The sequence below is a fragment of the Kluyvera genomosp. 3 genome, assembly GCF_011765685.1.
GTDB classification, from domain to species: domain Bacteria; phylum Pseudomonadota; class Gammaproteobacteria; order Enterobacterales; family Enterobacteriaceae; genus Kluyvera; species Kluyvera georgiana_A.
The window spans coordinates 773,458-791,959 of sequence record NZ_CP050321.1; the positions used below are offsets into that span (position 1 = coordinate 773,458).

Genomic DNA, 18,502 nt, shown 5'->3' on the forward strand with positions numbered 1-18,502 from the left:
CAAGCAATGGACTTAACGCTGATTATATTTGTCGTGACCTTCGTGGTGTTGATGGCCGTGGGGATGCCGGTGGCCTACGCCGTGGGGTTGACCGCCGTGGTGGTGACCGCCTTCGCGGACTTCTCGCTCGATGGGCTGGTAATCACCATTTTCCACAGTACCGATAACGTCAACCTGTTGACCATTCCCTTCTTTGTGTTCGCGGGGGCGATCATGGCAGAAGGGGGGATGGCGCGACGGCTGGTGGATTTTGCCGGGCTGTTCGTCGGCTGGATCCGCGGAGGGCTGTCGCTGGTTAACATTCTGGCCTCCACGCTGTTTGGCGCGATTTCGGGATCGTCGGTGGCGGATACCGCCTCGATCGGATCGGTGCTGATCCCGGAAATGGAGCGTAAAGGCTACCCGCGTTCTTTTGGCGCGGTGCTGACCGCCAGCGCCTCGGTGCAGGCGATCCTGGTGCCGCCGAGCCATAACTCGGTGCTGTTTGCTATCGTGGCGAACACCGCGGCGGTGACCATTCCGGCGATGTTCCTCGCCGGGATCATTCCGACCTTGGTGCTGTGCGTGACGCTTATCGTTATGTGTTTAATTGCGGCACGTAAAAACAACTATCCGAAAGAAGCGCGCGTTGAGCTGAAGCGCAAGATCAAGATTGCCTCCGACGCCATCTGGGGACTCGTGACCATTGTGATCATCTCCGGCGGCATCCTATCCGGCTTCTTTACGCCAACGGAATCAGGGGCAATTGCCTGTATCTGGGCGATGTTTGTCACCTTCTTTGTCTACCGCGAATATAAGCTGAAGGATTTCCCGAAGCTTATCCACCGCACGATCAAAACCGTCACCATGGTGATGGTGCTGATCGCTTTTGCCGCCGCTTTTGGCTCGGTTATGACGCTGGTAGGGCTGCCGCAGGAGATCTCCGCCGCATTGTTGTCGCTGTCAGATAACAAGTACGTCATCCTGTTAATCATCAACATCATGCTGCTGCTGTTGGGCTGTTTGATGGACATGGCGCCGCTGATTCTGATTCTGACGCCGATCCTGCTGCCGGTGGTGGTAGAGCTGGGGATCGATCCGGTGCACTTTGGCATTATTATGATGATGAACTTAGGCATTGGGCTGATCACGCCGCCGGTAGGGTCGGTACTGTTCGTGGCCAGCGCCGTCAGCGGGCAGAAGATTGAAACCGTCGTGAAAGCGATGATTCCGTTCTACTGCGTGCTGTTCCTGGTGCTGATTGCCATTACCTATATCCCGATTCTGTCACTGTGGCTCCCGGGGCGCTTCCACTAACCCGCTGGCGCGATACGTGATTTTTTCGGTACTGCAAGGGGGTCTCACCGATCCCCTTTTTAAATGAGCTAATAAAGTAGGTCACTTCGGCAAACCCCACCTGCCCGGCAATCTCGCTCACCGGCAGCGCGCTGTGCAGCAGCAGCTCGCAGGCGCGGCGCAGGCGTAACGTATTGAGGTAATCGTGAATATGCTCCCCGGTCTCGGCGTGAAAGCGGCGTGACAGATAGCTGCGCGATTTGCCCAGCTCTGCTGCCAGGGCATCAAGGCTGAATTTCTTCTGATAGTTCTCTTCAATCCAGAACATGACCGGGCTGGCAATACCGCTTGAGGTGTCGATCATTTTTTCCTGCACCGGCGGCAGCATATTGAATAATGTCATTAACATACAGGCTATCTGTTCAGTGCTCAGCGCGGAGAGGCTGGCGGCGCGCGCGTAAAGCCCGAACAGATGATCGATATGGGGATGCATCTCGGCTAAATCGGCGACAAATGCCGGGCGGCCCCGTGTGGAAAGCATCTGCAAACGGCGGTGATTATCGGGAAAATGACGGAGAAGTTTGGCAATAGCGTGCTGATCGACGTGAATAATGGTACGGCGATAGCTGTCCTGCGCTTTCTCATCCACCATGATTTTATGCAACGTAAATGGCGGAAAGAAAAACAGTCGCCCGGGACGCATGGTGTACTGGCGATTGTCGACGATCACCACGCCAAAACCCTCTTCAACGTAGAGAATTTCCAGACACTGGTGCCAGTGATGGTAGCGCACGGTGTTGGCAAAAAGACGGCTGAATGACGCGACGGCGTCATTCAGCGTGATCAGCTCCAGATGTTCGGCATTCCAGGACGAAGTCATGTGCAATATATTTAAACTTTTACCGGTTTAATCTTACTACTAAACCACTGTTTTAAATTTTATCAAGCACCGGTTCACACAATACTATCAGTTGTGACCGGGTTAACATTTCTTCGCTGCCTGGATTCTCTATGCTTTAGCCACTTTCGAGGATGGTTAAATCAGGAGTCAGGACAGTGGCTGAAATATCAAAAATATTGTCATCACGTGAAGACGTTACAGCAACGTTGATGACGATGCTGAGCGCTCTCGATAAACAATTTCCCGCTGACGTCGCGCAGTTCTCGCTGGGTAACACCTGTGCGCACTACAGCACGGATATCGCGGAGATGGAGGGCTTATCGAGAGCGCTTTGGGGCCTGTTCCCGCTGCTGGCGGGCGGGGCGGACGTGCCGTTCAGCGACAAGTACATCACTGCCATTAAGTTAGGCACCGACCCGCAAAGCCCGTCTTACTGGGGCGAAACCGGGCCCTACGATCAGCGACTGGTCGAAATGGCCGCCTACGGCCTGGGGCTGGCGCTGTTGCAGGACAAGCTGACCGCGCATTTCAGCGACGTTGAACAGGCGAATCTGCATCGCTGGTTGAATCAAATCACCGATGCCCAGATGCCGGACAGCAACTGGAACTACTTCGCGGTGATTGTTCAGTTGGGCTTTAAGCGCGCCGGGCTGCCTTACGATCAGGCGGCGATTGACCGTCGCTTCAATATGATGGAAGCCTACTATCTTGGCGACGGCTGGTACTCTGATGGTCCCGGCCGCCCGAAGGACTACTATATTTCGATGGCGTTCCATTTCTATGGCCTGATTTACGCCACTCTTAACGCCAGCGATGACCCGGCCCGCGCGGCTACCTTGCGTGAGCGCGCCAGCCTGTTTGCGAAGGATTTTATCTACATGTCCGCCACCGACGGCGCATCGGTGCCGTTTGGCCGCAGCCTGACCTACCGTTTTGCCATGGTGGCTTTCTGGAGCGGCGTGGCGTTTGCTGAACTGGATGTGTTCTCGCCGGGCGTCGTGAAAGGCATTATCCTGCGTCACCTGCGCTGGTGGTTGGCGCAGCCGATTTTCGATCGCGACGGTATTTTAACCCTTGGCTTCGCGTACCCGAATCTGGCGATGTGTGAAGACTATAACTCACCGGGCTCGCCGTACTGGGCGCTGAAAGTGTTCCTGATTCTGGCGCTGCCCGCCAATCACGCGTTCTGGCAGGCTCAAGAGCTGCCGCTGCCGAGGTTAGACCCGGTTCACGCCATTGTCCCCGCACAGCAGATTTTGCAACACGATGAAGGTTCGCAGCACGTGGTGATGCTGACCTCCGGGCAACTGGAGCTGAACAACTACGTTAATACCGAAGCGAAATACACCAAATTTGCCTACTCCACCCGTTTTGGTTTCACCATTGAGCGCGGGCGCTACGGTATCAAGCACGCGGCCTGCGACTCCATGCTGCTGCTGTCGGATAACGACAACTACTGGCGTGGGCGTCGAGAGTGCGCCAGCGTGGAGATGTTGGACGGTGCCATCTACTCCCGCTGGCTGCCGTGGCACGACGTGCAGGTCGATACCTGGCTGATTCCTTGCGGCGAATGGCATGTGCGTGTTCACCGTGTTAATACCGCGCGCCGTCTGCAGACGGTAGAGGGCGGTTTCGCGGTGATGAAGGCCGATGCGGAAATCACTGGGGGCCAAAGCCGCGTTCGTGCCGCTAATGGTACCAGCGTGGTGGTCGATCTCTCCCCGCACGCGGTGCGCCAGGCCGACTGCGTGATTACGCCGCCAAACAGCAGCGTGATGTTCCCGGAATGCGCGGCTATCCCAATGCTCTCTGGCGATATCGCCCCCGGCGAACACTGGCTGTGCTGTGCCGTCGTCGCTTGCGGTGACACCCATGCGCCGTTGCCGGCACTGCCGATGCTGCATATTGAAAACAATGCGCTAAGCGTCAGGGATAACGTGAGCGGAAAAATAACAAATTTAAGTTTATAACCCTCCGGAAAATACAATAAACCGGAATATCCCCTCGCCAGCTTTGAATTGTCATGATTCAGAGCTGGCACCCTACAAAGTTTTGTCGAGGACCGTATGGAAAAAATAGCGTCTCCAAACAGGCTTGAATATTACAAAATAAGTTCGTTTATCTTTTTATATTTCTTTACCTGGTCCGCCAGCATTGGCCTCTTTGCCATTTGGCTTGGGCAAAAAGCGGAGCTCAGCGGCGCAGTCATTGGCACCGTTTTTGCCGTTAACGGGATATTCTCGGTAATTCTCAAACCGATCTACGGCTATATTCTCGATAAGATCGGTATGAGTAAATATCTGCTCTATTTTGTGGTGGTGATGTCCGCCCTGATGGCGCCGTTCTTTATTTATGTTTATCAGCCACTGCTGCTGTCTTACACCACCCTCGGGATTATTGTTGGGGCGATTTATCTGAGCTTCGCATGGTATGCCGGTGTGGCGGCTTGTGAATCCTATGCCGATCGTTACAGCCGCCTGAACAGCATGGAGTTCGGTCAAATTCGTATGTGGGGCTCGCTCGGTTGGGCGGTGGCATCCTCGTTCTCCGGGTTGCTGTTTAATATCTCTCCGGCCTACAACTTTATTCTTGGCAGCGTGGCGTCGCTGGTCATGCTGGCGGTGTTGATTAGCCTGAAAGTGGATACCGAAAGCAGTAACGCCAGCGCGGTAATTTCGAAGGATAAGATTGTCCTGAAAGACGTTTATGACCTGCTGAAAAGCAGCAAATTCTGGGCATTCTGCCTGTATGTCGCCGGTGTGGCGTGGATGATGTTTGTTGCTGAGCAGCAATTCTCGCGCTATTTCGTGACCTTCTTTAGCGATGTCCATGAAGGAAATACGATTTTTGGCCTGCTCGGGACGGTACAGTCCGGCACCGAATTCGTCATGTATATCTTTATGCCGATGTTCGTTAACTATATCGGTGCGAAACGCGGTCTGTTGATTGTTGGCGCATTAGTTGGCGCACGGCTGGTGATTTCAGGCCTGTGTGATTCTCATCTGCTGATTTCCGTTATTAAGCCGCTATACGGTCTGGAAATTTGTCTGCTGCTGGTATCGGTCTTTAAATATATTGCTGAGCATTTCGATAAACGCGTTAATGCCACCATGTATTTATTAGGCTATCAGGCGATGCTGTATATCGGTAACGTCGTGGTCTCTTCCCCGGCAGGATTATTGTACGACCGTATTGGTTTTGAAAAGACCTATATGATCATGGGTGGCATTGCGCTGTTATTTACGCTTATCTCCGCATTCACCTTATCCGCCTGTAAACGTCAGAATCATCGCCAGCCAGCCCTTGATGTGGCTGAAAATGGTATTTCTAAATAAGCCTTACTGATTGAAGGAACCGAATATGTTAAACCAAATCGTTGAGGAAAAATTACGCGAATTCCCGGGTGCTCCCGTTAATCTGCAAACGTTTAACGATGAGCTGTGCTCGGCGCGTAGCCATGTCCTTAAGCTGATTAGCCGTCATTTAACGGATTTCGGTGATAAATTCCCTGGCGAGGCCTGCGTTAAAGGTTATTACCCGTTAACCGAAAACGTTGAATGGACCACCAGCTTCTGGACCGGCCAGCTCTGGCTGGCGTGGGAAATGACCGGTGATGAGAAGTATCGGGCGCTGGCGGAAAAACACGTGCGTTCGTTCGGCCTGCGCATTGCCGGGCGTCATGACACCAATACCCACGATCTGGGCTTTCTGTACACGCTCTCCTGCGTATCGGCGTGGCGCCTGACCGGCAATCGCGACGCGCGCGGTTTTTCCCTGCTGGCGGCGGAAGCGCTGCTCGAACGTTTCCACCGCAAAGCGGAAATCATTCAGGCCTGGGGCGTGTTGACCGATCCGGAGCAGGCCGGGCGCATGATCATCGACTGCACCATGAACCTGCCGCTGCTGTACTGGGCGACGGAGCAGACCGGCGACACGCGCTTTGCTGATGCGGCCCGCGCGCATGTGCGTCAGTCGGCGAAGTATCTGGTGCGTGAAGATGCTTCGACCTACCACACTTACTACATGGACGTGCAGACCGGCGAACCGCGCTTTGGCAAAACGCAGCAGGGGTACGCCGACGACTCATGCTGGTCGCGCGGTCAGGCGTGGGGTATCTACGGCTTTATGCTGAGTTTCCTCTACACCGGCGATAAAGAACTGATTAGCTTGTCGAAAAAGCTGGCGAACTACTTCCTTAACCGTTTACCGGAAGATGCGATCTGTCACTGGGATCTGGCGCTTGTCGGCACCGATGCGCTGCGTGATTCATCGTCGGCGGCGATTGCGGTATGCGGCCTGCTGGAGCTGGTGAAGCATCTGCCGACCACCGATCCGGATCGTGAGCGCTATCAGCAGTGGGCAATGGGCATCATGTCGTCGCTGTCAAAAAACTATCTGATGGGGCTGGATGAGCCGGGTACCGGCGTGCTGAAGCATTCGGTGTATCACTTCGCCAGCGATAAAGGCGTGGATGAGTGCTGTAGCTGGGGGGATTACTTCTATGTGGAAGCGCTGGTGCGTATGACGCAGAGCTGGAAGTTGTACTGGTAATATATCCCCTGGAGTCGGCGTAAGTACGCCGACTCCAGGGAAATACAGGCTTAAACGCCCGCCTGCAGAATACGAATGCTGGTATCCAGCACGTCGCCTTTCACCGCTTCACCCCAGGCTTTCATGTGCGGGGTTTGCAGGTGTGCTTCAAGGTGCGCCACGCTTTCCCACATTTCGACCATCACGATCGAGTCCGGCGCGGTCGTCTGGAAGCTGACGCCTGCCGCGTGGTCTACCATTGGCGCATAGCCGTGGCAGCCGTCTTCTTTCAGGACGGTCGGGATAATTTTCGCGAACTGATCCAGTACCGCCTGACGGTGGTGTTGGCCGGGACGGGTACGGATTTCAGCAATAACTGTCAACATGATTAACTCCTTCTAATTCCTGACTAACAGTTAACCAAAAATTTTCCCAAGATGCTCGCGATATTCTGCAACGTAGCGCGGAATGTCCGGCATTTTAATCACGTCGTTGGCGATAAAGGTTGGCATTGCTTCCATTCCCAGGAACTGGTTGGCTTTGTGGAACGGCAGATACACGCCGTCAACGCCCACGCCGTGGAAGAACTGGTCTTTATCGGTAAAGGCTTCCATCGGTGCGTTCCAGGTCAGGGACAGCATGTAGGTTTTGCCCTGAATCAGGCCGCCAGAGCCGTATTTTTTGCTCGCGTCGGAGCGGGTGCGGCCATCGCTGGCGTACAGGGAGCCGTGACCTTCGGTGAAGACGTCATCGATGTATTTTTTCACGGTCCACGGTGCGCCCATCCACCAGCCCGGCATCTGCCAGATGACGGAGTCCGCCCACAGGAAGTTCTGCACTTCGGCTTTGACATCGTAGTCGCCGTCGGCGCGAACCACTTTAACATCATGCCCGAGGTCGCGCAGGAAGGTTTCCGCGACTTCGGTCAGGGTGTCATTCAGCTGGCCATTGGAGTGGCCGAATTTTTTCGCGCCGTTAACAATCAGGATGTTGCTCATTATATGTCCTCAATAAAATGCCTTTGTCAGTCATGATACCCGGCAACTTGCTGCGGTTAAATGTGCAAAATGTGCAAAGTCTTTTGCTGAAACAGCAATAATTGCCTCACCCGCGAATATCGACCTGGAAACCGCCATCGGGCACATTACTGAAAGTAACGGACATATGATGTAATGCTGCAATGCGCTGCACGATAGACAGCCCCAGGCCGCTGCCGGTGGCATCCTGGCCCGGCGGGCGATAGAAACGTTCGCCGATACGCGCCAGTGCCTCCGGGCTGATACCCGGCCCGTTGTCGCGCACGCTAAAACCGTCATGAGTCAGCGTCACGTCGACCACGCTGCCTGCCGGGCTGTAGCGCACGGCATTATCCAGAAGGTTACGCACCAGCAGCCCCAGCAGCAGCGGTTGCGCCGTCCGGGTGACCGACTGGGCATTGAGATGCAGCCGCACTTCGATTCCTGCTTTTTGCGCCGTGTGGTAGATGTCCATGACTGAAGATTGCAGCAGCTCGTCCAACGCGACGCTCTGCACGTCCGCCAGCTGTTCAAGCGAATCCAGGCGTGAGAGGGTAAGCAGCTGTTCCACCAGGCGGGTGGCGCGGTCAATACCCTCGTGCAGCTGCAACAGCGCTTTGCGCTGGCTTTCGGGGTCGTCTTGCGACATCTGCGCCACTTCGGCCTGCACCCGCAGCGCCGTTAAGGGGCTGCGCAGCTCATGGGCGGCGTCAGAGGTAAAGCGCCGCTCGCGGGTCATCATGTCGTGGGTACGGCGAAACAGCTGGTTGAGGGCATCCAGCAGCGGGCGCACTTCCGTCGGTACGCTATCGGTATTCAACGGTTCACTGGCATCCGGGTCGCGCTGGCGCAGCGTGCGGGTCAGCTTTTTCAGCGGCGCCAGCTCGCGGCTCAGCAGCACGATCAGCAATAAAAACATCACCGGCAGCGCGATTAGCCACGGCGTCAACTGGCTGGTAATGATATCCAGCGCCATCTCGCGGCGGTAATCCCACTCCTGGCCGACAACGATGCGATATTTTTTATCGGCGGTGGTCAGCCAAAGAAAGCGCCAGGGGTCATCGTCATTGTTGAGTTGCCCGTCATCGAAACCATCCCGCCGATAGTGATAGGGAATGTCCGGGCCATTTTCGCCGTCGTGCAGCACCATTTTGCCGTCAGTGGTGTAGATGGCGAAGGCCAGTACATCGTCATCCAGGTGACCGTGTTTCACTTTTTTGGGGGTGCGGATCCACTGACGTGAAGTCGACAGGTCGGTAAAATCCATGGCGCTGATGCGTTTGGCAAATAACATCTGCTGGGTGTCGAAAAGCTCATCCAGCTTTTTGGTGGTTTGCTTCCAGGCGATGGCGCTGGCGAAACACCAGGTGATGGCGGCAAGCAGCATAAACAGCAGCGTCAGACGGACGCGCAGGCTAAGGTGGCGGATCAGATTCATTGGTCACCCAGGGTGTAGCCGATACCGTGAACGGTGCGGATAAAGTGGCTGCCGAGTTTGCGGCGCAGATGGTGAACATGAACCTCAACGGCGTTGCTGGTGACCTCTTCATCCCAGCTGTAGAGCTTCTCCTCAATCAACTTGCGCGGCAGCACACGCCCGGCGTTACGCAGCAGCAGTTCCAGCAGCGCGAACTCTTTGGGTTTGAGCACCAGCGCTTCGCCCTTTAAGGTGGCGGTCAAACTGCCGGGATCCAACTCGACGTCGCCGTGACGTAATACGCTGCTGGGCTGCCCATGGGCGCGACGAATCAGCGCTTCCAGCCTGGCGGCAACTTCAATCAGGGCAAAGGGCTTACAGAGATAATCGTCGGCGCCGAGGCGCAACCCTTCCACGCGCTGGCTAAGCGCATCGCGAGCGGTGAGGATCAGTACCGGTTCGCGGCGAGATTTTTCACGCCATTCGCGCAAAATATCCAGCCCATCAATACCCGGCAGCGTCAGATCGAGGATCACGGCATCGTATGGCGCCGTATAGAGCGCGGTTTTCCCTTCTTCTCCGCGGGTGAACCAATCAATGGTGAAGCCCATTTTTCCCAACCCGGTTTTGATGCCATCGCCGATAAGCTTGTCATCTTCCACCAATAAAATACGCATCTTTTGCTCCTTGCCGACCCTCTGACATGCCAAGTAAACCGCGCCTTTACCGCCGCTGTACAGCGAAAAAAAATCTTTTTTCCGCTTAAGAAGTTGTTAAGAATTGGTCTGTGTAATAGGTGGCATAGCCAATAACAAGGAGACATTATCATGAAGAAACTTGCTGCTTTCGCCGCTATTCTGGCACTGGCATCCGCACCGGCCTTCGCCGCTAACCAGGGCGGTTTTTCCGGCCCTTCCAGCACCACGACGACGCAAACCGGCGGCTTTACCGGCCCTAGCGGAACGGTAACCACCGCGGCAAACGCGAAATCAATGCGTGACGATACCTGGGTGACGCTGCGCGGTAATATCACCGAGCGTGTTTCCGACGATCTGTATATCTTTAAAGATTCCAGCGGCACCATCAATGTCGATATTGACCACAAACGCTGGAACGGCCAGACCATCTCCCCGCAGGATCTGGTGGAAATCCAGGGCGAAGTGGATAAAGACTGGAACTCCGTGGAAGTCGACGTGAAGCAGATTCGTAAAGTGAATCCGTAACCCCACACTGCGCAAGATCGGTCAGGATTTACCACCGCCTGGTGAGCAGAATGGGCCACAAGGAGGCAGTGATGAGTGACCTGATTAGCGCGGCTTATTCCGAACGCCTACGGCGCGTTTGCGACCACATTGAGCGTCATCTGGATGAGCCTCTGTCGATTGAGGCGTTAAGCCGGATGGCGCACAGCTCGCCGTTTCATTTTCACCGGCAGTTTACCGCCTGGAGCGGGCTTCCGCTCTATCGCTATATCCAGTGGTTGCGTTTGCGCCGCGCGTCATGGCGGCTGGCGTTTAACCCGCAGGATAAAGTTATCGATATCGCGCTGGATGCCGGATTCCAGAATCCGGAGTCGTTCACACGTGCTTTCAAAACCGCGTTTGGTCAAAGCCCGCGCCGGTTTCGGCAATCGCCGGACTGGCTGGCCTGGCACCAACGCGTTCCTAAACTTGCGTTACAGGAGCAGCATGTAATGGACGTAAAAATCGTTGAATTTCCACCTACCCGCGTCGCGATGCTGACGCATCTGGGGCATCCGGATAAGGTCAACGCCAGCGCGGCGAAATTTATTGCATGGCGGCGCGAAACGGGCCAGTCGCCGATTGCCAGCAGTCAAACCTTTGGTATTGCCTGGCATGACCCGCAGACGACGCCGCCGGATCAATTCCGCTTTGATATCTGCGGCAGCGTCCGCCAGCCGATAGCCGAAAATGACGTTGGCGTGGTGAATAGCGAGATTCCTGGCGGGCGCTGCGCGGTGGTGCGCCATCAGGGATCGCTCGACAGCCTCCCGGAGAGCGTGTGGTATTTATTCCGCGAATGGCTACCGGCCAGCGGCGAGACGCCGCGCGATTTTCCGGTCTTCTTCCAGTACCTGAATTTCGTCAATGAGGTGGCGGAACATGAGCTGCTGACGGATATCTATCTGCCGCTTCGTTAACTTCCTCGCAACCTGTCTCACGGTTTGTGACTCAGACCGTGAGATAGGGTATTATCTGCGGCAATATTGCCGTCCGAACGGTCAGCATGCAGATTGAGGATCCCCTGTTAATGAGCGATATGGCAGAGCGCCTTGCGCTACATGAATTTACGGAAAACGCCTACTTAAACTACTCCATGTACGTGATCATGGATCGTGCGTTGCCGTTTATTGGCGACGGCCTGAAGCCGGTACAGCGCCGCATCGTCTACGCGATGTCAGAGCTGGGGCTGAACGCCACCGCTAAATTTAAAAAATCCGCCCGTACCGTCGGTGACGTACTGGGTAAGTATCACCCGCACGGCGACAGCGCCTGCTATGAAGCCATGGTGCTGATGGCGCAGCCGTTCTCTTACCGTTACCCGCTGGTCGATGGCCAGGGGAACTGGGGGGCCCCGGATGATCCCAAGTCATTTGCGGCGATGCGTTATACCGAATCCCGCCTGTCCAAATACTCCGAGCTGCTGTTAAGCGAGCTGGGGCAGGGGACGGCTGACTGGGTGCCAAACTTCGACGGCACGATGCAGGAGCCGAAAATGCTGCCTGCGCGCGTACCGAACATCCTGCTGAACGGCACCACCGGTATTGCCGTGGGCATGGCGACGGATATTCCGCCGCACAACCTGCGCGAAGTGGCGAAAGCGGCGATTACGCTGATTGAAAAACCACAGACCACCCTCGACGAAGTGCTGGATATTGTCCAGGGGCCGGACTACCCGACCGAAGCGGAAATCATCACCTCCCGTGCGGAAATCCGCAAAATTTACCAGAACGGTCGCGGCTCCGTGCGCATGCGCGCGGTGTGGACCAAAGAAGACGGCGCGGTGGTGATTACCGCGCTGCCGCATCAGGTTTCCGGCGCCAAGGTGCTGGAACAGATTGCCGCCCAGATGCGCAACAAAAAGCTGCCGATGGTCGACGACCTGCGTGATGAATCTGACCACGAGAACCCGACCCGCCTGGTGATTGTGCCGCGTTCCAACCGCGTGGATATGGAGCCGGTGATGCATCACCTGTTCGCGACCACCGATCTGGAAAAAAGCTACCGCATCAACCTGAACATGATCGGCCTCGACGGCCGTCCGGCGGTGAAAAATCTGCTGGAGATCCTCACCGAGTGGCTGGCGTTCCGCCGCGACACGGTGCGCCGTCGTCTGAACTATCGTCTGGAGAAAGTGCTTAAGCGCCTGCATATCCTCGAAGGTTTGCTGGTGGCGTTTCTCAACATCGATGAAGTGATTGAGATCATCCGTAACGAGGATGAGCCGAAACCCGCACTGATGTCGCGCTTTGGCATCAGCGAAACCCAGGCGGAAGCGATCCTTGAGCTGAAACTGCGCCATCTCGCCAAACTTGAAGAGATGAAGATTCGCGGCGAGCAGGATGATTTAGCGAAAGAACGCGATCAGCTGCAGGCGATTCTTGCCTCCGAGCGCAAGATGAGCAACCTGCTGAAGAAAGAACTGCAGGCCGATGCTGATACTTTCGGTGACGACCGTCGTTCGCCGCTGCACGAACGTGAAGAAGCGAAAGCGATGAGCGAGCACGACATGCTGCCGTCTGAGCCGGTGACCATTGTGCTGTCGCAGATGGGCTGGGTGCGTAGCGCCAAAGGCCACGACATCGATGCGCAGGGGCTGAGCTATAAATCGGGCGACAGCTGGAAAGCGTCGGTGAAAGGCAAGAGCAACCAGCCGGTGGTGTTTGTCGATACCACCGGTCGCAGCTACGCCATCGACCCCATTACGCTGCCGTCCGCGCGCGGGCAGGGCGAACCGCTGACCGGTAAACTGACGCTGCCGCCAGGCGCGACCGTCGAGCATATGCTGATGGAAGGCGATGAAACCAAGCTGCTGATGGCCTCTGATGCGGGTTATGGTTTCCTGTGTACCTTTAACGATCTGGTGGCGCGAAACCGTGCCGGTAAGGCGCTGATCTCTCTGCCGGAAAATGCGCATGTGATGCCGCCGCTGGTTGTTGAGGACGAGTCGGATATGCTGCTGGCGATCACCGCCGCGGGCCGTATGCTCATGTTCCCATTGAGCGACCTGCCGCAGCTGTCGAAAGGTAAGGGCAACAAGATTATCAATATCCCGTCGGCGGAAGCGGCCAACGGCACCGATAGCCTTGCGCACCTGTATATCCTGCCGCCGCAGAGCACGCTGACCTTCCACGTGGGCAAACGTAAGATCAAACTGCGTCCGGAAGAGCTGCAAAAAGTGACCGGCGAACGTGGTCGCCGTGGGACGCTGATGCGCGGCCTGCAAAAAATCGACCGCGTGGAAATTGATTCGCCACAGCGCGCGCAGGTTGACGATAGCGAAGAGTAAGTTTGTCCCCGCCGATGGGCGGGGAAAATTTGCTGTAAAACCGTTGTTAATTCAGCCGTTGCGATTAACAATACCCTTTTGCAGGGGTCTGCAAGTAACAAAGCCCTGTCCGGTATACGTGCCCGTAATGCCTGGCTGAAAATGTGCGCCTGACGTACATGCCAGCCGTGCACCGACGGTATAATTCTAAGCGGTTCAGGGTTCAGAGGACGCTATGCTATTTATTTTACGTGTCATTATTGTTGTCATTTACTGCATCCTGGTATGCATCTTTGGCTGCATCTATTGTCTGTTCAGCCCGCGTAACCCAAAACACGTCGCCACCTTCGGCCATATGTTTGGCCGCCTGGCGCCCGTTTTTGGTCTCAAGGTTGAAACCCGCCTGCCTGCCGGCGCGGAAAACTTTGGCAACGCCATCTATATTGCTAACCATCAGAATAACTATGACATGGTTACCGCAGCGAATATCGTGCTGCCGCCCACCGTCACGGTAGGGAAAAAGAGCCTGGTGTGGATCCCGTTCTTCGGCCAGCTGTACTGGCTGACGGGTAACCTGCTGATCGACCGCAACAACCGTGCGAAAGCGCACGGTACTATTGCCGAAGTCGTTAATACTTTCCAGAAACGCAAAATCTCCTTCTGGATGTTTCCGGAAGGGACCCGCAGCCGCGGTCGCGGCCTGCTGCCGTTCAAAACCGGCGCGTTCCACGCCGCTATCGCTTCAGGCGTGCCAATCATTCCGGTGTGCGTATCGAATACCTCCAACAAAATCAAACTCAACCGTTGGAACAACGGCCAGGTGATTGTGGAAATGCTGGATCCTATCGACACCAGCGCGTGGGGCAAAGATCAGGTGCGCGATCTGGCGAAGCACTGCCGCGAAGTGATGAAGGCTAAAATCGATGAGCTGGACCAGGAAGTGGCCCAGCGCGAAGCCGCCGCGAAAAAGTAATGCCCTGTTGACGGCGTGAGCAAACGCTCGCGCCGTAGATTGTTTTGCTGTCGGGAAAGTGATTTCCCACTTTTGATTTGTCAGTTTTGATGGAGCTTATATGTCACTCAGTCGGCGTCAGTTTATTCAGGCTTCGGGCGTTGCGCTTTGTGCAGGCGCGGTGCCGCTGAGGGCGCAGGCCGCGGGGAAACAACCCGTGCTGCCGGTGCCTCCGCTGCTGGAGTCGCGTCGCGGACAGCCGCTGTTCTTAACGCTACAGCGCGCGCACTGGTCGTTCACTCAGGGCACCCGGGCGCCGGTGTGGGGCGTCAACGGGCGCTATCTGGGGCCGACGATCCGTGTCTGGAGCGGCGATGACGTTAAGCTTATCTACAGTAATCGACTCACCGAAAACGTCGCGATGACCGTACGCGGTCTGCAGGTGCCGGGGCCGCTGATCGGCGGCGCGGCGCGAATGATGACGCCGAATGCCGACTGGGCGCCGGTGTTGCCAATTCGTCAGAGTGCCGCCACGCTGTGGTATCAGGCCAATACGCCGAATCACATGGCTCAGCAGGTCTATAACGGCCTCGCGGGGATGTGGCTGATCGAAGATGAAGTTAGTAAGTCCTTACCTTTCCCCAACCATTACGGTGTGGACGACTTCCCGATCATTATTCAGGACAAGCGTCTGGATAATTTTGGCACGCCAGTCTACGAAGAGCCGGGCAGCGGTGGTTTCGTCGGCGACACGCTGCTGGTGAACGGCGTGCAGGGGCCCTATGTGGAGGTTTCCCGCGGCTGGGTACGCCTGCGCCTGCTCAATGCCTCTAACTCGCGCCGCTATATGCTGCGCATGAGCGATGGCCGCGCGCTGCACGTCATCTCCAGCGATCAGGGTTTCTTACCCGCGCCGGTCTCCACCACTCAGCTGTCGCTGGCCCCGGGTGAACGCCGGGAAGTGTTGGTGGACATGACCAACGGTGATGAAGTGTCTATCACCTGCGGTGAATCCGCCAGCATCATGGATCGTATCCGCGGCTTCTTCGAGCCATCGAGCATTCTGGTTTCTACGCTGGTACTGACCCTTCGTCCGACGGGGCTGCTGCCGTTAGTGACCGATAACTTACCGATGCGCATCCTGCCGACGGAAATCCTCAGCGGTACGCCGATTCGCAGCCGCGATATCCAGTTGAGCGACGATCCTGGCATCAACGGTCAGCTGTGGGACCCGCAGCGAATCGATATTACCGCCCAGCAGGGGACGTGGGAGCGCTGGACGGTTCGCGCCGACGCGCCGCAATCGTTCCATATTGAAGGGGTGATGTTCCAGATCCGCAACGTTAACGGCGCGATGGCGTTGCCGGAGGACCGGGGCTGGAAAGACACCGTCTGGGTTGATGGTCAGGTCGAGCTGCTGGTCTATTATGGCCAGCCGTCGTGGCCCCACTTCCCGTTCCAGTACGCCAGCCAAACGCTGGAACTGGCAGACCGCGGTTCTATTGGACAGATTCTGGTGAACCCGGCGCCGTAAGTTCCCCCTCCGTAGCCCGGCCGAGCGCAGCGACGCCGGGACTTACACGAACCTAAAAATTCCCGCTTCATTCATAGGACAATCGGGCTTATAATCCCCGACCTTTGATTATTTTTTTGCCAATTTTTTGGAAGCATTATGAGCGCTATCTCCCTGATCCAACCGGATCGCGACCTTTTCTCCTGGCCGCAGTACTGGGCCGCCTGCTTTGGGCCGGCTCCGTTTTTGCCGATGTCACGTGAAGAGATGGATCAACTTGGCTGGGATAGCTGCGACATCATTCTGGTAACCGGCGACGCCTATGTCGACCATCCGAGCTTCGGCATGGCAATCTGTGGCCGTATGCTGGAAGCGCAGGGCTTCCGCGTGGGGATCATCGCCCAACCTGACTGGAACAGCAAAGACGACTTTATGCGTCTGGGTAAACCGAACCTGTTCTTCGGCGTGACCGCCGGCAATATGGACTCGATGATCAACCGCTACACCGCCGACCGTAAGCTGCGCCATGACGACGCCTACACCCCGGACAACGTCGCGGGCAAGCGCCCGGATCGCGCGACGCTGGTCTATACCCAGCGCTGTAAAGAAGCGTGGAAAGATGTGCCGGTGATTCTCGGCGGCATCGAAGCCAGCCTGCGTCGTACCGCGCACTATGACTACTGGTCGGATACCGTCCGTCGTTCAGTGCTGATTGACGCCAAAGCAGACATGTTGATGTTCGGCAACGGCGAACGTCCGCTGGTGGAAGTGGCGCACCGTCTGGCACAGGGTGAAAAGATTGCTGAAATTCGCGACGTGCGTAATACGGCGATTATTGTTAAAGAGGCGCTGCCGGGCTGGTCTGGCGTCGACTCCACCCGCATCGACACCCCGGGGAAAATCGACCCGATTCCGCACCCGTATGGCGAAGACCTGCCGTGCGCCGACAACAAACCCGTCGCGCCGAAAAAGCAGGAAGCCAGGGCCATCACCGTACAGCCGCCGCGCCCGAAGCCGTGGGAAAAAACCTATGTGCTGCTGCCGTCCTTCGAGAAAGTGAAGGGCGACAAAGTGCTGTACGCTCACGCCTCGCGTATTCTGCATCATGAAACCAACCCGGGCAGCGCCCGCGCGCTGATGCAGAAGCAGGGCGATCGCTATATCTGGATCAACCCACCCGCCATTCCGCTCTCTACCGAAGAGATGGACAGCGTGTTTGCCCTGCCGTACCAGCGCGTGCCGCATCCGTCATACGGCAAAGCGCGCATTCCGGCGTATGAGATGATCCGCTTCTCGATCAACATCATGCGCGGCTGCTTTGGCGGCTGTTCCTTCTGCTCGATTACCGAGCACGAAGGGCGCATTATTCAGAGTCGTTCGGAAGATTCGATCATCAATGAGATCGAAGCCATTCGCGACACTGTCCCCGGCTTTACCGGCATTATTTCGGATCTTGGCGGACCAACGGCTAACATGTACATGCTGCGCTGTAAATCGCCGCGCGCCGAGCAAACCTGCCGTCGTCTCTCCTGCGTATATCCGGAAATCTGTCCGCATATGGATACCGACCACACGCCGACCATCAACCTGTACCGTCGCGCCCGCGAGCTGAAAGGGGTGAAGAAGATCCTGATTGCCTCCGGCGTGCGTTACGATCTGGCGGTGGAAGATCCGCGCTATATCAAAGAGCTGGCGACGCACCACGTCGGCGGCTACCTGAAGATTGCGCCGGAGCATACGGAAGAAGGGCCGCTGTCGAAAATGATGAAGCCGGGGATGGGCAGCTATCACCGCTTCAAAGAGCTGTTCGACACCTATTCGAAACAGGCCGGGAAAGAGCAGTATCTGATTCCGTATTTTATCTCCGCCCACCCGGGGACGCGCGACGAAGATATGGTGAACCTGGCGCTGTGGCTCAAGCAGCACCGCTTCCGCCTGGATCAGGTGCAGAACTTCTATCCGTCGCCGCTGGCGAACTCAACCACCATGTATTACACCGGCAAGAACCCGCTGGGTAAAATTGGCTATAAGAGTGAAGACGTAGTGATTCCGAAGGGCGATAAGCAGCGCCGTCTGCACAAAGCGCTGTTGCGCTACCACGATCCGGCTAACTGGCCGCTGATTCGCACCGCGCTGGAAGCGATGGGCAAAAAGCACCTGATCGGCAGCCGTCGCGACTGCCTGGTGCCTGCGCCGACAATCGATGAAATGCGCGAAGCGCGTCGCCAGAACCGCAATACCCGTCCGGCGCTGACCAAGCACACGCCGGTGGCGCATCAGCGCCAGACGCCTGCGGGAGCAAAGAAAGCGCCATCAGCGCCATCTCGTCCAGCCAAAGCCGGTGCGAAGAAGCACAGTAAAACGGCGGCTGGCCGTTAAGAACAGGTCA

General features: G+C 56.5%; 15 protein-coding genes. 10 read left to right on the plus strand and 5 right to left on the minus strand.

Features of this window, described 5'->3' with window-relative positions; genetic code table 11:
* Positions 1 to 6: 6 nt before the first annotated feature.
* Positions 7 to 1,296, plus strand: a complete 1,290-nt coding sequence (locus GY169_RS03695) for a TRAP transporter large permease (protein WP_167575000.1) — start codon at positions 7 to 9, stop codon at positions 1,294 to 1,296.
* Here GY169_RS03695 and GY169_RS03700 read toward each other — a convergent pair.
* Positions 1,247 to 2,155 carry an AraC family transcriptional regulator gene (locus GY169_RS03700; protein WP_167575001.1) on the minus strand — a complete coding sequence of 303 codons (909 nt, stop codon included), beginning with the start codon at positions 2,153 to 2,155 and terminating at the stop codon, positions 1,247 to 1,249. The genes GY169_RS03695 and GY169_RS03700 overlap by 50 nt on opposite strands.
* A 152-nt stretch (positions 2,156 to 2,307) precedes the next feature.
* Here GY169_RS03700 and GY169_RS03705 point away from each other — a divergent pair, with 152 nt between their 5' ends.
* From GY169_RS03705 to GY169_RS03715, 3 genes are all read left to right on the plus strand, one after another.
* Positions 2,308 to 4,146 (plus strand): DUF2264 domain-containing protein, encoded by a 1,839-nt coding sequence (locus tag GY169_RS03705; protein WP_167575002.1) that lies wholly within the window; start codon positions 2,308 to 2,310, stop codon positions 4,144 to 4,146.
* Positions 4,147 to 4,242: 96 nt separating this feature from the next.
* A complete protein-coding gene (locus tag GY169_RS03710; protein ID WP_163448465.1) occupies positions 4,243 to 5,511 on the plus strand; it encodes an oligosaccharide MFS transporter in 1,269 nt (422 codons plus the stop codon).
* Positions 5,512 to 5,536: 25 nt separating this feature from the next.
* Positions 5,537 to 6,727 (plus strand): glycoside hydrolase family 88 protein, encoded by a 1,191-nt coding sequence (locus tag GY169_RS03715; protein ID WP_167575003.1) that lies wholly within the window; start codon positions 5,537 to 5,539, stop codon positions 6,725 to 6,727.
* Positions 6,728 to 6,777: 50 nt separating this feature from the next.
* Here GY169_RS03715 and GY169_RS03720 read toward each other — a convergent pair whose 3' ends face one another.
* From GY169_RS03720 to qseB, 4 genes are all read right to left on the minus strand, one after another.
* On the minus strand, positions 6,778 to 7,092 hold the full coding sequence (locus GY169_RS03720) for a putative quinol monooxygenase (RefSeq protein WP_065356059.1): 315 nt from the start codon (positions 7,090 to 7,092) through the stop codon (positions 6,778 to 6,780).
* A 30-nt stretch (positions 7,093 to 7,122) separates the two neighbouring features.
* On the minus strand, positions 7,123 to 7,704 hold the full coding sequence (locus tag GY169_RS03725) for an NAD(P)H-dependent oxidoreductase (RefSeq protein WP_167575004.1): 582 nt from the start codon (positions 7,702 to 7,704) through the stop codon (positions 7,123 to 7,125).
* 106 nt (positions 7,705 to 7,810) lie between these two features.
* A complete protein-coding gene (qseC, locus tag GY169_RS03730; protein WP_167575005.1) occupies positions 7,811 to 9,160 on the minus strand; it encodes a quorum sensing histidine kinase QseC in 1,350 nt (449 codons plus the stop codon).
* A complete protein-coding gene (qseB, locus tag GY169_RS03735; RefSeq protein ID WP_167575006.1) occupies positions 9,157 to 9,816 on the minus strand; it encodes a quorum sensing response regulator transcription factor QseB in 660 nt (219 codons plus the stop codon). Before qseB ends, qseC begins: the two co-directional genes overlap by 4 nt.
* Before the next feature lie 150 nt (positions 9,817 to 9,966).
* Between qseB and GY169_RS03740 the strand changes: the two genes are divergently transcribed.
* The 6 genes from GY169_RS03740 (at position 9,967) to GY169_RS03765 (ending at position 18,492) form a co-directional block, all read left to right on the plus strand.
* On the plus strand, positions 9,967 to 10,362 hold the full coding sequence (locus GY169_RS03740) for a YgiW/YdeI family stress tolerance OB fold protein (protein WP_064542358.1): 396 nt from the start codon (positions 9,967 to 9,969) through the stop codon (positions 10,360 to 10,362).
* A 71-nt stretch (positions 10,363 to 10,433) separates the two neighbouring features.
* A complete protein-coding gene (locus GY169_RS03745) occupies positions 10,434 to 11,300 on the plus strand; it encodes a GyrI-like domain-containing protein (protein WP_167575007.1) in 867 nt (288 codons plus the stop codon).
* 110 nt (positions 11,301 to 11,410) lie between these two features.
* Positions 11,411 to 13,669: a DNA topoisomerase IV subunit A gene (gene parC / locus GY169_RS03750; protein WP_167575008.1), complete on the plus strand. Its 2,259-nt coding sequence runs from the start codon at positions 11,411 to 11,413 to the stop codon at positions 13,667 to 13,669.
* A 214-nt stretch (positions 13,670 to 13,883) separates the two neighbouring features.
* Positions 13,884 to 14,621: a 1-acylglycerol-3-phosphate O-acyltransferase gene (locus tag GY169_RS03755; RefSeq protein WP_163448478.1), complete on the plus strand. Its 738-nt coding sequence runs from the start codon at positions 13,884 to 13,886 to the stop codon at positions 14,619 to 14,621.
* A 100-nt stretch (positions 14,622 to 14,721) separates the two neighbouring features.
* Positions 14,722 to 16,134, plus strand: coding sequence for a cell division protein FtsP (ftsP, locus tag GY169_RS03760; protein ID WP_163448480.1), 1,413 nt, complete (start codon positions 14,722 to 14,724; stop codon positions 16,132 to 16,134).
* A 138-nt stretch (positions 16,135 to 16,272) separates the two neighbouring features.
* Positions 16,273 to 18,492, plus strand: coding sequence for a YgiQ family radical SAM protein (locus GY169_RS03765; RefSeq protein ID WP_167575009.1), 2,220 nt, complete (start codon positions 16,273 to 16,275; stop codon positions 18,490 to 18,492).
* Positions 18,493 to 18,502 lie beyond the last annotated feature (10 nt).

What these genes read in the sequence shown, in the direction of transcription:
- GY169_RS03695 (WP_167575000.1), top strand. Translation starts at nt 7, where the DNA reads ATGGACTTAACGCTGATTATATTTGTCGTGACCTTCGTGGTGTTGATG.
- GY169_RS03700 (WP_167575001.1), bottom strand. Translation starts at nt 2,155, where the DNA reads ATGACTTCGTCCTGGAATGCCGAACATCTGGAGCTGATCACGCTGAAT.
- GY169_RS03705 (WP_167575002.1), top strand. Translation starts at nt 2,308, where the DNA reads ATGGTTAAATCAGGAGTCAGGACAGTGGCTGAAATATCAAAAATATTG.
- GY169_RS03710 (WP_163448465.1), top strand. Translation starts at nt 4,243, where the DNA reads ATGGAAAAAATAGCGTCTCCAAACAGGCTTGAATATTACAAAATAAGT.
- GY169_RS03715 (WP_167575003.1), top strand. Translation starts at nt 5,537, where the DNA reads ATGTTAAACCAAATCGTTGAGGAAAAATTACGCGAATTCCCGGGTGCT.
- GY169_RS03720 (WP_065356059.1), bottom strand. Translation starts at nt 7,092, where the DNA reads ATGTTGACAGTTATTGCTGAAATCCGTACCCGTCCCGGCCAACACCAC.
- GY169_RS03725 (WP_167575004.1), bottom strand. Translation starts at nt 7,704, where the DNA reads ATGAGCAACATCCTGATTGTTAACGGCGCGAAAAAATTCGGCCACTCC.
- qseC (WP_167575005.1), bottom strand. Translation starts at nt 9,160, where the DNA reads ATGAATCTGATCCGCCACCTTAGCCTGCGCGTCCGTCTGACGCTGCTG.
- qseB (WP_167575006.1), bottom strand. Translation starts at nt 9,816, where the DNA reads ATGCGTATTTTATTGGTGGAAGATGACAAGCTTATCGGCGATGGCATC.
- GY169_RS03740 (WP_064542358.1), top strand. Translation starts at nt 9,967, where the DNA reads ATGAAGAAACTTGCTGCTTTCGCCGCTATTCTGGCACTGGCATCCGCA.
- GY169_RS03745 (WP_167575007.1), top strand. Translation starts at nt 10,434, where the DNA reads ATGAGTGACCTGATTAGCGCGGCTTATTCCGAACGCCTACGGCGCGTT.
- parC (WP_167575008.1), top strand. Translation starts at nt 11,411, where the DNA reads ATGAGCGATATGGCAGAGCGCCTTGCGCTACATGAATTTACGGAAAAC.
- GY169_RS03755 (WP_163448478.1), top strand. Translation starts at nt 13,884, where the DNA reads ATGCTATTTATTTTACGTGTCATTATTGTTGTCATTTACTGCATCCTG.
- ftsP (WP_163448480.1), top strand. Translation starts at nt 14,722, where the DNA reads ATGTCACTCAGTCGGCGTCAGTTTATTCAGGCTTCGGGCGTTGCGCTT.
- GY169_RS03765 (WP_167575009.1), top strand. Translation starts at nt 16,273, where the DNA reads ATGAGCGCTATCTCCCTGATCCAACCGGATCGCGACCTTTTCTCCTGG.